10 protein-coding genes are annotated in these 13,030 nt (G+C 72.0%); 3 read left to right on the forward strand and 7 right to left on the reverse strand.

Translation table 11 applies throughout. The annotated features are described in order from the left end of the window. Positions 1-69: 69 nt before the first annotated feature. On the reverse strand, positions 70-744 hold the full coding sequence (locus tag B085_RS0129300; RefSeq protein ID WP_018562167.1) for a Crp/Fnr family transcriptional regulator: 675 nt from the start codon (positions 742-744) through the stop codon (positions 70-72). Positions 745-999: 255 nt separating this feature from the next. Here B085_RS0129300 and nth point away from each other — a divergent pair, with 255 nt between their 5' ends. The 3 genes from nth to B085_RS0129315 are packed head-to-tail and all read left to right on the forward strand — an operon-like array spanning position 1,000 to position 3,723. Continuing rightward, positions 1,000-1,821, forward strand: a complete 822-nt coding sequence (gene nth / locus B085_RS0129305; protein ID WP_018562168.1) for an endonuclease III — start codon at positions 1,000-1,002, stop codon at positions 1,819-1,821. After that, positions 1,818-2,498 carry an NUDIX hydrolase gene (locus B085_RS0129310; protein WP_018562169.1) on the forward strand — a complete coding sequence of 227 codons (681 nt, stop codon included), beginning with the start codon at positions 1,818-1,820 and terminating at the stop codon, positions 2,496-2,498. The genes nth and B085_RS0129310 overlap by 4 nt, the downstream gene beginning before the upstream one ends. A gap of 22 nt (positions 2,499-2,520) precedes the next feature. Continuing rightward, a complete protein-coding gene (locus tag B085_RS0129315; RefSeq protein WP_018562170.1) occupies positions 2,521-3,723 on the forward strand; it encodes a MarP family serine protease in 1,203 nt (400 codons plus the stop codon). A 319-nt stretch (positions 3,724-4,042) separates the two neighbouring features. On the opposite strand, the gene B085_RS0129320 is transcribed toward B085_RS0129315, so the two are convergent. The 6 genes from B085_RS0129320 to B085_RS0129345 all read right to left on the reverse strand — a co-directional run bounded on the left by B085_RS0129320 (position 4,043) and on the right by B085_RS0129345 (position 12,790). Next, a complete protein-coding gene (locus tag B085_RS0129320) occupies positions 4,043-4,966 on the reverse strand; it encodes an alpha/beta fold hydrolase (protein ID WP_018562171.1) in 924 nt (307 codons plus the stop codon). 12 nt (positions 4,967-4,978) lie between these two features. Further along, complete coding sequence (locus tag B085_RS0129325) at positions 4,979-5,461, reverse strand: phage holin family protein (protein ID WP_018562172.1); 483 nt, start codon at positions 5,459-5,461, stop codon at positions 4,979-4,981. A 52-nt stretch (positions 5,462-5,513) separates the two neighbouring features. Next, complete coding sequence (nhaA, locus tag B085_RS0129330; protein ID WP_018562173.1) at positions 5,514-6,923, reverse strand: Na+/H+ antiporter NhaA; 1,410 nt, start codon at positions 6,921-6,923, stop codon at positions 5,514-5,516. Positions 6,924-7,163: 240 nt separating this feature from the next. Next, positions 7,164-9,125 carry an acetate--CoA ligase gene (gene acs / locus B085_RS0129335; RefSeq protein ID WP_018562174.1) on the reverse strand — a complete coding sequence of 654 codons (1,962 nt, stop codon included), beginning with the start codon at positions 9,123-9,125 and terminating at the stop codon, positions 7,164-7,166. A 192-nt stretch (positions 9,126-9,317) separates the two neighbouring features. Beyond that, on the reverse strand, positions 9,318-11,612 hold the full coding sequence (locus B085_RS0129340; protein ID WP_018562175.1) for a SulP family inorganic anion transporter: 2,295 nt from the start codon (positions 11,610-11,612) through the stop codon (positions 9,318-9,320). Positions 11,613-11,809: 197 nt separating this feature from the next. After that, positions 11,810-12,790 carry an ATP-binding protein gene (locus B085_RS0129345; RefSeq protein ID WP_018562176.1) on the reverse strand — a complete coding sequence of 327 codons (981 nt, stop codon included), beginning with the start codon at positions 12,788-12,790 and terminating at the stop codon, positions 11,810-11,812. Between the last annotated feature and the right edge of the window lie 240 nt (positions 12,791-13,030).

Genomic DNA, 13,030 nt, shown 5'->3' on the forward strand with positions numbered 1-13,030 from the left:
GCGCGCGCACCGGGCACGGCGAAGGGGCGCCCACCTGCGGGTGGGCGCCCCTTCGTACGCGTGCGGGCGTCAGCGCGAGCGCTTGGCCAGCCGTTCGACGTCCAGCAGGATGACCGCCCGCGCCTCCAGGCGCAGCCAGCCGCGGCCCGCGAAGTCGGCGAGGGCCTTGTTGACCGTCTCGCGGGAGGCGCCGACCAGCTGGGCGAGTTCCTCCTGCGTCAGGTCGTGGACGACGTGGATGCCCTCCTCGGACTGCACGCCGAAGCGGCGCGACAGGTCCAGCAGCGCCTTGGCGACGCGGCCCGGGACGTCGGAGAAGACGAGGTCCGACATGACGTCGTTGGTGCGCCGCAGGCGCCGGGCGACGGCGCGCAGCAGGGCGGTGGAGACCTCGGGCCGGACGTTGAGCCACGGCTGCAGGTCGCCGTGGCCGAGGCCGAGGAGCTTCACCTCGGTCAGCGCGGTGGCGGTGGCGGTGCGCGGGCCGGGGTCGAAGAGCGACAGCTCGCCGATCAGCTCGCCGGGGCCCACGACGGCGAGCATGTTCTCGCGCCCGTCGGGGGAGGTGCGGTGCAGCTTCACCTTGCCCTCGGTGACGACGTACAGCCGGTCCCCGGGTTCCCCCTCGTGGAACAGCGAGTCGCCACGCGCGAGCGTGGCCTCCGTCATGGAGGCGCGCAGTTCAGCGGCCTGCTCATCGTCGAGCCCCGCGAATAGCGGTGCGCGCCGCAGAACGTCGTCCACGAGCTCTCTCCTTGTCGACATCGCTGGGTCGGTCCCCATCATGCCCGACAGCAAAAACAGTGCGATCAATCACAAGTCTGTCTTATGTGCTCGTGTGATTGTGTTCCGGGGGTCCGTTTGGGGGCCGGATCGCGGCTCTCCAGGGCGATTGTCGGTGGCGAGGCTTAGGCTGGCCGGGTGTCCGATACGCCAAGTGCGCAGAAGAAACGGCAGGGTGGCGGGGCCAGGAGGGTGACCGCCGCCGCGGATTCCGCTGTGAGCGAACAGGCTCCAAGCGCGACCTCCACGGCCCGCGCGCGGGCGTCCCGCAAGCCCGAGTCGCGGCTCGCGATGGTGCGCAGGGCCCGCCGGATCAACCGCGAGCTCGCCGAGCTGTACCCGTACGCCCACCCGGAGCTGGACTTCGAGAACCCCTTCGAGCTGCTCGTCGCCACGGTACTCTCGGCCCAGACGACCGACCTGAGGGTCAACCAGACCACCCCCGCCCTGTTCGCCAAGTACCCGACGCCCGAGGATCTGGCGGCCGCAGACCCGGAGGAGCTGGAGCAGATCCTCCGCCCCACCGGCTTCTTCCGCGCCAAGGCGCGGGCGCTGCTCGGCCTGTCGGCGGCGCTCCGGGACACCTTCGGCGGCGAGGTGCCCGGCCGGCTGGAGGATCTGGTCACCCTGCCGGGCGTGGGACGCAAGACGGCCAACGTGGTGCTCGGCAACGCCTTCGGCGTCCCCGGCCTCACCGTGGACACCCACTTCCAGCGGCTGGTCCACCGCTTCGGCTGGACCACGGCGAAGGAGCCGGAGAAGATCGAGCAGGACGTCATGGCGATCTTCCCGAAGAGCGAGTGGACGATGGTCTCGCACCGGCTGATCTTCCACGGCCGCCGGATGTGCCACGCCCGCCGCCCCGCCTGCGGCGTCTGCCCGATCGCACCGCTGTGCCCGTCGTACGGCGAGGGCGAGACGGATCCGGAGAAGGCGAAGAAGCTGCTCAAGTACGAGATGGCCGGCGGCCCCGGGCAGCGGCTCAAGCCGCCGCCGGGGTTCCCGGGCGAGGCGGCGCCGCCGCTGGAGGCGGAGTGACGCAGGCACGACCCGACATCGAGGACGTCACGCTCGACCGCGAGGGGCTGCCGTCCTGGCTGGACCCGGTGGTCCGCGCGGTCGACGCCGTGCGGCCCGAGCAGCTCAGCCGCTTCCTGCCGCCGCCGAGCGGCGGCCGGCCCTCCGCCGTCCTCATCCTCCTCGGCGCCGGCGCCGAGGGGCCCGAACTGCTCCTGATGGAACGGGCGGCCTCGCTGCGCTCCCACGCGGGCCAGCCCTCCTTCCCGGGCGGTGCCCTCGACCCCGAGGACGGCGACCCGGAGGGCGAGGGCCCGCTGCGGGCCGCGCTGCGCGAGGCCTGGGAGGAGACCGGCCTCGACCCCTCGGGGGTGCAGGTCTTCGGGGTGCTCCCGCGGCTCTACATCCCGGTGAGCGACTTCGTCGTGACGCCGGTCCTCGGCTGGTGGCGTACGCCGTCCCCGGTGGGGGCGGTCGATCCGGCCGAGACCGCACGGGTGTTCACCGTCCCCGTGGCGGAACTCACCGATCCCGCCAACCGCGCCACGGTGACCCATCCCAGCGGCCTCCAGGGGCCCGCGTTCCAGGTGCAGGGCGCCCTGGTGTGGGGCTTCACCGCGGGGCTCATCGACCGGATCCTGCACCACGCGGGCTGGGAACGACCCTGGGATCGTGCGAAGACGGTCCCGCTGGGTTGATCCTCCATGAGACGGTGTCCCGGTGAATGTGCTGGACATCGTGCTGCTGTTGGCCGCCGTGTGGTTCGCGATCGTGGGCTACCGCCAGGGATTCGTCGTCGGCGTGATGTCGGTGGTCGGGTTCCTCGGCGGTGGTCTGGTCGCGGTCTACGTACTGCCCGCGATCTGGAACGCGGTCACCGACAGCTCCCAGCCCGGCACGGTGGCGGTCGTCGCCGCGGTGGTCCTGATCATCGTGTGCGCGTCGGTGGGCCAGGCCTTCACCACGCACCTCGGCAACAAGGTCCGCACACACATCAGCTGGTCTCCCGCGCGGGCGATCGACGCGGTCGGCGGCGCCCTGGTGAACGTTCTGGCGATGCTGCTGGTCGCCTGGCTCATCGGCTCCGCGCTCGCCACCACGACCACGCTGCCCAGCCTCGGCCGCGAGGTCCGCTCCTCCCGCGTGCTGCTGGGGGTGGCGCAGATCGTGCCGCGCGAGGCCGACAACTGGTTCGCCGACTTCAGTTCGGTGCTCGCGCAGAACGGACTGCCCCAGGTCTTCTCGCCGTTCGGCAACGAGCCCATCACCGCCGTCCCCGCCCCCGACCCGGCGCTCGCCGACAGCGCGGTCGTCGGCCGCGCGCGACGCAGCATCGTCAAGGTCGTCGGCACGGCACCGAGCTGCGGCAAGGTGCTGGAGGGCACCGGCTTCGTCTTCGCGCCGCACCGGGTGATGACCAACGCCCACGTCGTCGGCGGCGTCGACAACCCGACCGTGCAGATCGGCGGCGAGGGCCGGGTGTACGACGGCAAGGTCGTGCTCTACGACTGGCGGCGCGACATCGCGGTCATCGACGTACCGTCCCTGGAGGCGCCCGCGTTGTCGTTCAGCACCACCGACGCCCGGTCACGGGACGACGCCATCGTCGCCGGCTTCCCGGAGAACGGCGGCTTCGACGTGCGTGCCGCGCGGGTGCGCGGCCGCATCCCCGCCTCGGGCCCGGACATCTACCACCGGGGCACCGTCGAGCGCGACGTCTACTCGCTGTACACGCTGGTCCGCCAGGGCAACTCCGGCGGACCGCTGCTCACCCCCGACGGGAAGGTGTACGGCGTGGTGTTCGCCAAGTCCCTCGACGACGCGGACACCGGCTACGCCCTGACGGCGGACGAGGTCCAGCAGGACGTCCGGGCCGGGCGTACGGCGAACCGGCAGGTCGACACCCAGAGCTGCGCCCTGTAGGCCGTTCCGGGAGCCGGTCGGACGGTGAGGGACCGCGCGCGGTCAGTCGCTGCGGGTATGCCTCAGCCGGGCGCCCACCCAGCGGGCGCGGCGCCTGAGGATGTGAGGAATGCCGAGTCGGGAGCCTCCGGACCGATGGTCCGGGGCCCGCGTCCCGGTGGTGATCCGCGCTCCGTTGGCGCGGCGGTCGCGTGACACGTCACGGTAGTCGTGCGTCCAGCCCATACCGAGCTGTCTGCCCGGGGTCCATGGTCGGTAACCGCCTGGCGGTCCATCAGTTGGCCTATGCGCCCGGCATTTGGCCGATCGTCATACGGGATTAACGATCCGGCTCCGGGTCCTTGAGCCAGTTGACGAGCTCGGTCGAGAACGCGGCCGGATCCTCCTCGTGGGGGAAGTGCCCCAGCCCGTCGAAGAGCCGCCAGCGGTACGGCGCCTCCACGTACTCCCCGCTGCCCGCGGCGTGCCGGGACCGCATCGCCGGGTCGAGCGAACCGTGCAGGTGCAGGGTGGGCACCCGCACCGGACGCTTCATGCGCCGGTTGAACTGGAAGCCGTCCACCCGGGCCAGCGACCGCACCATCCAGCGGTAGGGCTCGATCGAGCAGTGCGCCGTCGACGGGATGAGCATCGCCCTGCGGTAGGCGTCCACCGTCTCGTCATCCGGCAGCCGGGGCCCCGACCAGTCCCGCAGCAGCCGCCCCACCAGCGCCGCGTCGTCCGCGACCAGCTGCCGCTCAGGGACGAACGGGCGCTGGAAACCCCACACGTGGCCGCCGGCCGCGCTGTGCCGCAGATCCGTCAGCATCGCCGCGCGCCAGCGCCGAGGGTGCGGCATCGAGCACACCGCGAGGCGCCGGACGAGCTTGGGCCGCATCGCCGCCGCCGTCCAGGCCAGGTAACCGCCGAGGTCGTGCCCGACCAGGGCGGCGTCCGGCTCGCCGAGCGAGCGGATCACACCGGTGACGTCGAGGGCCAGATTGGCGGGGTCGTAGCCGCGGGGTGTGCGGTCGCTGCCGCCCACCCCGCGCAGGTCCATCGCGACGGCGCGGAAGCCCGCGTCGGCCAGCGCGGTCAGCTGGTGCCGCCAGGTCCACCAGAACTGCGGGAAGCCGTGGAGCAGCAGCACCAGGGGGCCGTCACCGAGTTCGGCGATGTGGAAGCGGGCGCCGTTCGCGGCGACGTCCCGGTGGGTCCAGGGCCCGTCGATGTGTACCACCGGAGAACCGTCAGCGAACGTCATGCCCCGAGCCTGTCACACCTTGACCGCCACCGTGGTCTCCGTCCCGCCGGAGGGGGCGCTCCGCGGGTGCGGCTTGACCCCCTGCAGCACCGCCGCGGTCTCCTTCGCCGAGGCGATGCTGCGCTCCGGCTTCTTGATCTTCTTGAACTTCGAGCGGGCCATCAGGCCGAGCAGACCGGCCAGCACCAGGTAGGCCCCGCCGACGATGAGGAACGACCAGGCGAGGCCGAGCCCCAGGTTGTGGATGCCGTACGCCGCCGCGAAGCTCAGCACCGGCAGCGAGAAGAGCGCCAGGATGCCGGCCGCGCCCACCGCGCCACCGCCCATGCCGGCGCGCTTGACGTCCTGCCTCAGCTCCGCCTTGGCGAGGGCGATCTCCTCGTGGACCAGCTCGGACAGGTCCGCCGTCGCCGAGGCGAAGAGCTGACCGAGGCTGCGGCTTCCGTCGGGGCTCACGGTCACCCCCGCGTTCACGGGCTCGTCCGCACGGCTCATCGGGTCCTCCGTCGTCGTCATGGTGCGTCAGTCGTCATCCGGGGCAAACGGGTTACCCCCCGATCATGCCCGACTCATCCTCGCCGGTGTCCCCGGAGCGCGCCACTTCCGCCAGCCTGCGGTGCTCGGCCGCCTTGGCCTCGTGGATCGCCGCCATGCGCAGGTGGAACTCGGGGTCCGCCCACGTATAGACGTCGGGGACGCCGTCGCGGTCCTCGTCGCGCTCCTCGTCCTCGCACAAGCGGCGGTACTTGTCGTTGCGGAGCTTGAGCAGTACCGCGGCGAGCACCGCGGAGATCAACGAGCCGATCAGGACGGCCGCCTTGACCTCCTCGGTCAGCATCTGGTCGCCCTCGAAGGCCAACTCGCCGATGAGCAGGGAGACCGTGAAGCCGATCCCCGCGAGCGTGGCGACGGCAAGGACGTCGGCCCAGGCCAGGTCGGGGTTGAGCTCCGCGCGGGTGAAGCGCGCCGCCAGCCAGGTGCCGCCGAACACCCCGACCGCCTTGCCGACGACCAGCCCCAGCACCACGCCCAGCGTCTCGGGACGGCCGAACACCTCGGCGAGCGCGCCGCCGGCGATCGGCACCCCCGCGGAGAACAGGGCGAAGAGCGGTACGGCCAGTCCGGCCGACAGCGGCCGTACGAGGTGCTCGATCCGCTCTCCGGGGGACCGCTCCTCGCCCTCGCGCCGGTGGCAGCGCAGCATCAGGCCCATGGCGACGCCCGCGATCGTGGCGTGCACCCCGCTGGCGTGCATCAGCGCCCAGTTGACCAGCGCGAGTGGTACGTACACGTACCACCCGTGCACCTCCCTGCGGAGCAGCAGCCAGAACAGCACGAGCCCGGCGAGGGCCAGGGCCAGCGCCACGAGGTCGATGCCCGAGGTGAAGAAGACCGCGATGATCAGGATCGCGAAGAGGTCGTCCACGACCGCCAGGGTCAGCAGGAACGCGCGCAGCGCGGACGGCAGCGAGGTGCCGAGCACGGCCAGCACCGCCAGGGCGAACGCGATGTCGGTCGCCGTCGGCACCGCCCAGCCCTGCAGGGAACCGCCGCCGGCGGCGTTGACCACCGCGTACACGAGCGCGGGCACCGCCATGCCGCACACGGCGGCGATGACGGGCAGCGCCGCCGCCGAGGGGCGGCGCAGTTCGCCCGCGACCAGTTCCCGCTTGAGCTCGATGCCGGCCACGAAGAAGAAGACCGTCAGCAGCCCGTCGGCGGCCCAGTGGCCCACCGACAGGTCCAGATGGAGCGAACCGGGACCGAAGGTGAAGGCGACGGTGGACCGGTACGAGGCGCTGAGCGGGCTGTTCGCCCAGATCAGCGCGACGACGGCGGCCACCAGCAGGATCACGCCGCCCACGGTCTCCGTCCGCAGCGCGTCGGCGACGTAGTTCCGCTCGGGGAGGGACATCCGGCCCAGGAAGACGGAACGGCGGCGGTTGGTCGCGGTCACGGGGGGTGGACCTCCGGTCGGGCTCGGCATGGCTGGTCACCTTGCCGACCAGACTTCCCGGCACGCCCCGAATCACTGTCGCGTTCCTTACGCGTTCAGCAGCCTACCGGGTCGGCGCCGGAGCCTCCGGCGTTCCTCACATTACGGACGATCGCCGGGCGTCGCAGGAGCGCCCCGACACCGCCGGAAAAGGCGAAGAGGCCCCCGGAGGGGCCTCTTCGGTGCGGTGACGGGGACGGGTCAGTCCTCGCCGCCGGCGCTCGGCAGCTTCGACTGGATGAGGTCCATGACCGAGGAGTCCGTCAGGGTGGTGACGTCCCCCAGCTCCCGGTTCTCCGCGACGTCGCGCAGCAGACGCCGCATGATCTTGCCGGAGCGGGTCTTCGGCAGCTCCGCCACCGTGAGGATCCGCTTCGGCTTGGCGATCGGGCCGAGCGTCTTGGCGACGTGGTCGCGCAGCGCGGCGATCAGTTCCTCGCCGTCCTCGGACGCGGCGGTGCCGCGCAGGATGACGAAGGCGACGATGGCCTGTCCGGTGGTGGCGTCGGCGGCGCCGACCACGGCCGCCTCGGCGACCTTCGGGTGCGAGACGAGGGCCGACTCGACCTCGGTGGTGGAGATGTTGTGGCCCGAGACGAGCATGACGTCGTCCACCCGGCCCAGCAGCCAGATGTCGCCGTCCTCGTCCTTCTTGGCGCCGTCGCCCGCGAAGTAGCGCCCCTCGAAGCGGGACCAGTAGGTGTCCAGGTATCGCTGGTCGTCGCCCCAGATGGTGCGGAGCATCGACGGCCACGGCTCGGTGAGGACGAGGTAGCCGCCGGAGCCGTTGGGCACCTCGTTGGCGTCGTCGTCCACGACGGTGGCGCTGATGCCGGGCAGCGGACGCTGCGCGGAGCCGGGCTTGGTCTCGGTCACGCCGGGAAGCGGGGAGATCATCATGGCGCCGGTCTCGGTCTGCCACCAGGTGTCCACGATCGGGCAGCGGCCGCCGCCGATGTGCTCGCGGTACCAGATCCACGCCTCGGGGTTGATCGGCTCGCCGACGCTGCCCAGGACGCGCAGCGAGGACAGGTCGAACTTGGCGGGGATGTCGTCGCCCCACTTCATGAAGGTGCGGATCGCCGTGGGGGCGGTGTAGAGGATCGTGACCCCGTACTTCTGGACGATCTCCCAGAAGCGGCCCTGGTGCGGGGTGTCCGGGGTGCCCTCGTACATCACCTGGGTGGCGCCGTTGGCGAGCGGGCCGTAGACGATGTACGAGTGGCCCGTGACCCAGCCGACGTCGGCGGTGCACCAGTAGACGTCGGTCTCCGGCTTCAGGTCGAAGACGGCGTTGTGGGTGTAGGCGGCCTGCGTCAGGTAGCCGCCCGAGGTGTGCAGGATGCCCTTGGGCTTACCGGTGGTGCCGGAGGTGTAGAGGATGAAGAGCGGGTGCTCGGCCTCGAAGGCCTCCGGGGTGTGCTCGGCGGACTGGCCATCGACGAGTTCGTGCCACCACACGTCGCGGCCCTCGGTCCACGCGACCTCCTGGCCGGTGCGCCGGACGACCAGCACCTTCTCCACGCCGGCGGAGCGGGCGACCGCGTCGTCCACGGCGGGCTTCAGGGCGGAGGGCTTGCCGCGGCGGTAGCCGCCGTCGGCGGTGATGACGAGCTTGGCGTCGGCATCGTCGATACGGGCGGCCAGCGCGTCGGCGGAGAAGCCGCCGAAGACCACCGAGTGCGCGGCGCCGACGCGGGCGCAGGCCAGCATCGCCACGGCGGTCTCGGGGATCATGGGCATGTAGATCGCGACCCGGTCGCCGGCCGTCACGCCCAGCGCGGTCAGGGCGTTCGCGGCACGGCTCACCTCGTCCTTGAGTTCGGCGTAGGTGATGGCCCGGCCGTCACCGGGCTCGCCCTCGAAGTGGATCGCCACGCGGTCGCCGTTGCCGGCCTCGACGTGGCGGTCGACGCAGTTGTAGGCGACGTTCAGGGCGCCGTCGGCGAACCACTTCGCGAACGGCGGGTTGGACCAGTCCAGGGTCTCGGTCGGCTCCTTCGCCCAGGTCAGCCGGCGGGCCTGTGCCGCCCAGAAGCCCAGTCGGTCGTCACCGGCCTGCTGGTAGGCCTCCGCGGTCACATTGGCACCGGCCGCCAGCTCGGCGGGCGGAGCGAACCGGCGCTCCTCCTTCAAAAGGTTGGCCAGGCTCTCGTTGCTCACGCCGTGCTCCTTCGCAGGGTGTCCTCTTGTGTCCCATGCCATAGCTCACCAGCACGAGGGGCGGAATGACAAGGGTTCGCGACGAAAATTGGTTTAGACCTGTCATGGCGAAGCGCCCGCACACGGCTCCGGCCCGCCGGCGGGTGCGCGGCGGGCCGGGACGGGTGGGCCACCCGGTGCGGGCGGCCCGGGTCAGACCGTGTCGAGGACTTCCGGCCGCACCGCGGCGAATGTGCCGCTCTGGGCGTCGAGGACGTAGGCCTGGGCCTCGGCGACGTGGAAGTACATGCCGTGCAGCTGCAGCGACCCCTCGGCCACCCTGCGGGCGACGCAGGCGTGGGCCATCAGGTGTTCCAGCTGCTGCACCACGTTGACGAGGCAGAGCCGCTCGAGGTCGTCGGCCACCGGGCGGTCGGCGAGGGCGACCTCGCCGGGTCCAGGTCGGCCGATCCGCTCCAGCCGGGCGAGGCTCGGGCGGCCGTGGCGCAGCCAGCGGGCCAGCGGGGTCTGCGCCCCAGGCTCGTGGCCCGCCCCGCTCAGCAGCGCCTGCATGGCACCGCACCCGGAGTGCCCGCACACCGTGATGCTGCCGACCTTCAGTACCTCCACCGCGTACTCGATGGCGGCGCCCACCGAATCGCAGGAGGCGTCGGCACCGGGCGGCGGCATCAGATTGCCCACGTTCCGCACCGTGAACAGGTCACCCGGCCCGCTGGAGGTGATCATGCTGGTGACCAGGCGGGAGTCGGCGCAGGTGAGGAAGAGCTGGGTGGGCCGCTGCCCCTCGCGGGCGAGCCGCGCCAGCTCGTCCCTGACCAGGGGCGCCGTGTTGCGCTGGAAGGCGCTGAGCCCGCCCACCAGTTGCCCGGCCGCCCCCGCCTGGCTGCCCGGCTTGGTGCAGTGGTGGTTGCGCCACGGCGTCCAGGGGCGGCAGGCGTGCGTGCTGGACGGGACGGTGATCGGTGTGCCCGACCGTCCCGTGAGCGTCGCCCACCCGCCGCGCGCCCGGTGGCCGTTGCACCAGTGCTGCAGCGACTCGTACGCCGCGTGGTCCATGAAGGAGCCGTCCAGGGTGATCACGGCGCTGGCCTCGTCCGGCACCTCCGCCAGCGCGCGGGTCAGCCGGGGCACCGCGAGGAAGGTCAACTGCCCGCGTACGTGAACCTGGTGGACGCCGTCCTCCTCCGTCACCGTGATCCGGGTGTGGGTGAGCCTGCGCAGCGACAGGAAGACGGCCACCGCGATGCCGGTCATCACCCCCTCCAGCACGCCGAGCAGCAGCACCGCGCCGAGCGTCGCCGCGTAGACCGGGAACTCCCGGTGCCGCTGCACGTGCTTGATGTGCGCGAAGCTCACCATCTTCATCCCGACCACCATGACCAGGGCGGCGAGGGCGGCGAGCGGGATGTGCTCCAGCAGCCCCGCCAGCAGCCCGGCGCACAGCAGCACCCACACCCCGTGCAGCGTGGTGGCCCGGCGCGTCCGCGCGCCCGCCGCCACGTTCGCCGAGCCGCGGATCGCGCCGCCGGCCACCGGCAGCCCGCCGAGCAGGCCCGAGAGCACGTTGGACGTGCCCTGCCCGAGCAGCTCGCGGTTCAGGCGGGCGGGCACGGCGTCCCCGGGCGCGCCGCGTTCGGAGCGCAGCTTGTCGATCGCCACCGCGGACAGCAGCGACTCCATGCTCGCGACGAGGGTGACGGTCAGGACGGCGGCGGCGATGCCGAGCACCGGCCCGTGCGGCAGCCCGGGGAGTGCCACCGCGTGCCAGGCGGGCAGGTCGACCCGCGGCACCACGATGGGAACGCCGACGGCGGTCGCCGCCGCGATGGCGGCGAGCGGCGCCGGGACCGCGCGCAGGGCCCTGCCGGCCCGCCCCGGAAGGCGTGGCCAGCCGACCAGCACGGTCACCGTCACGGCCGCGAGCAGCAGTGCGCCCGGGTGCGGGGACGACAACTGCTGCGGCAGGGCGGCCAGATTGGTGAGCGCCGAGCTGTCGGGGTTCGCGCCGAGGACGACATGGAGCTGGGCGAGCGCGATGGCGGCCCCGATGCCCGCGAGCATGCCGTGCACGATCGCCGGGCTGACGGCGAGCGCGGCCCTGGCCACCCTCAGGGTGCCCAGGGCGAGTTGGGCGAGACCGGCCAGCACGGTGATGGCGCACGTGGTGCGCCAGCCGTAGCGGTGGACGAGCTCGGCGGTGACCACCACCAGGCTGGTGGCGGCGCCGCTGACCTGGAGCGGCGCACCGCCCATCAGCCCCACGACGATGCCGCCGACGGCGGCGGCGATCAGCCCCGACTGCAGCGGTGCGCCGGTGGCCAGGGCGATGCCCAGCGAGAGTGGGACGGCGATCAGGAAGACGGTGATCGAGGCCGACAGGTCGTGCCGCCAGACGGCGGCGGACCCTTCGTCGGGGCGGGGCGGTGGTGGCAGATCCTGCGGTGGCGTCTGCGACTGCTGCGTCTGAGGTTCTGGCGTGGCGTGCATGTTCCCGTCTCCTCCGGGGCGGCGCGGCTGCGTTCGGCTGGTGCGCGTACGCGGTCGTGGTCACGGCTGTTGCGGCGGGTGCTCTCGGCCTTGAAAGTAACGGACTGTGATTGTTTGATTACTCTCAAGAGTCAGTAAATGGAGAGTAATGCAGATAAAGGGCCCATGGATGGGGATTCGCCCGAACGGGCGAACGATTACCCGGTGAGGGTGAACCGTTCGCCCAGGACGAAGCCGGGATCGACCTGCGAGGCGAGGTCCGCGCCGGTCCGTGCGTTGCCCCAGCTCTCCGCGTTCTTGAGGTGGAAGTGGACCATCTGGCGGGTGTAGCGCCCCCAGTCCCGCCGCTCGTACGAGGAGTCCGCGGCGTCGCGCATGGCGCGCAGCGCGGCGCGGTTGGGCTCCTCCAGTTCCCCGAAGCGCGGCGGGCGGCCCTTCTCCATGGCGCGGACCCAGTCCGAGTGCCCGACGGTGACCAGCAGGTCGTCGCCCACGTGCGAGCGCAGGAAGTCCACGTCGTCCGGACCCTGCACCTTGTTGCCGACGACGTGCAGGGCGACCCCGAAGTCCCGGGCGTACTCCTTGTACTGGCGGTACACCGCGACTCCCTTGCGGGTCGGCTCGGCGACCAGGAAGGTCATGTCGAAGCGGGTGAACATGCCGGAGGCGAAGGAGTCGCTGCCGGCCGTCATGTCGACGACGACGTACTCCTCGCGGCCGTCGACCAGATGGTTGAGGAACAGCTCCACCGCCCCGACCTTCGAGTGGTAGCAGGCCACCCCCAGGTCCGACTCGCTGAAGGGGCCGGTGACCATCAGCCGCGCCTCGCCGTCGTCGAGTGCGAGGGGCCGGGCGCAGGCGGCGTAGACCGGGTTGTCCTCGGTGACCCGCAGCAGGCGGGAGCCCTCACCGGGCGGGGTGGTCTTGATCATCGTCTCCGCGGACGCGATCCGCGGGTTGGCGCCGCGCAGGTACTCCTTGATCTCCGGGAGGTGGGCGCCCATCGCCGGAAGGGCGGCGGCGGCCTCCTCGTCGAGGCCGAGCGCCGGGCCGAGGTGCTGGTTGATGTCGGCGTCGACGGCGACGACGGGGACGTGGGCGGCTGCCAGGTGGCGGATGAAGAGGGAGGACAGCGTGGTCTTGCCGCTGCCACCCTTTCCGACGAAAGCGATCTTCATGTTCGTTAAGCGTAGTGACAGGGTCCTCCTGCCGGGGCCCGCGCCGCGGGAGTTCACCCGTCGGTGGGCATCCGGCGTCCTTACCTGCCGCTTCCGTGCTGCTTCGGTGCTCCTTCCGTGCTCCCTCCGTGCCTCTTTCGCGCGTCTTCCGGGCCGCCCCCGGGCGCCTTTCCGTGATCCGCCCGGCGCGGCACGGGCGCCCGCGGTCCGCGTGACGATGCCCACTCGCCCACCGGGGCG

This window comes from Streptomyces sp. BoleA5 (assembly GCF_000373665.1).
In the GTDB taxonomy this organism is placed as follows: Bacteria; Actinomycetota; Actinomycetes; order Streptomycetales; family Streptomycetaceae; genus Actinacidiphila.

What these genes read in the sequence shown, in the direction of transcription:
- B085_RS0129340 (WP_018562175.1), bottom strand. Translation starts at nt 11,612, where the DNA reads ATGCACGCCACGCCAGAACCTCAGACGCAGCAGTCGCAGACGCCACCG.
- B085_RS0129345 (WP_018562176.1), bottom strand. Translation starts at nt 12,790, where the DNA reads ATGAAGATCGCTTTCGTCGGAAAGGGTGGCAGCGGCAAGACCACGCTG.
- B085_RS0129325 (WP_018562172.1), bottom strand. Translation starts at nt 5,461, where the DNA reads ATGAGCCGTGCGGACGAGCCCGTGAACGCGGGGGTGACCGTGAGCCCC.
- B085_RS0129320 (WP_018562171.1), bottom strand. Translation starts at nt 4,966, where the DNA reads ATGACGTTCGCTGACGGTTCTCCGGTGGTACACATCGACGGGCCCTGG.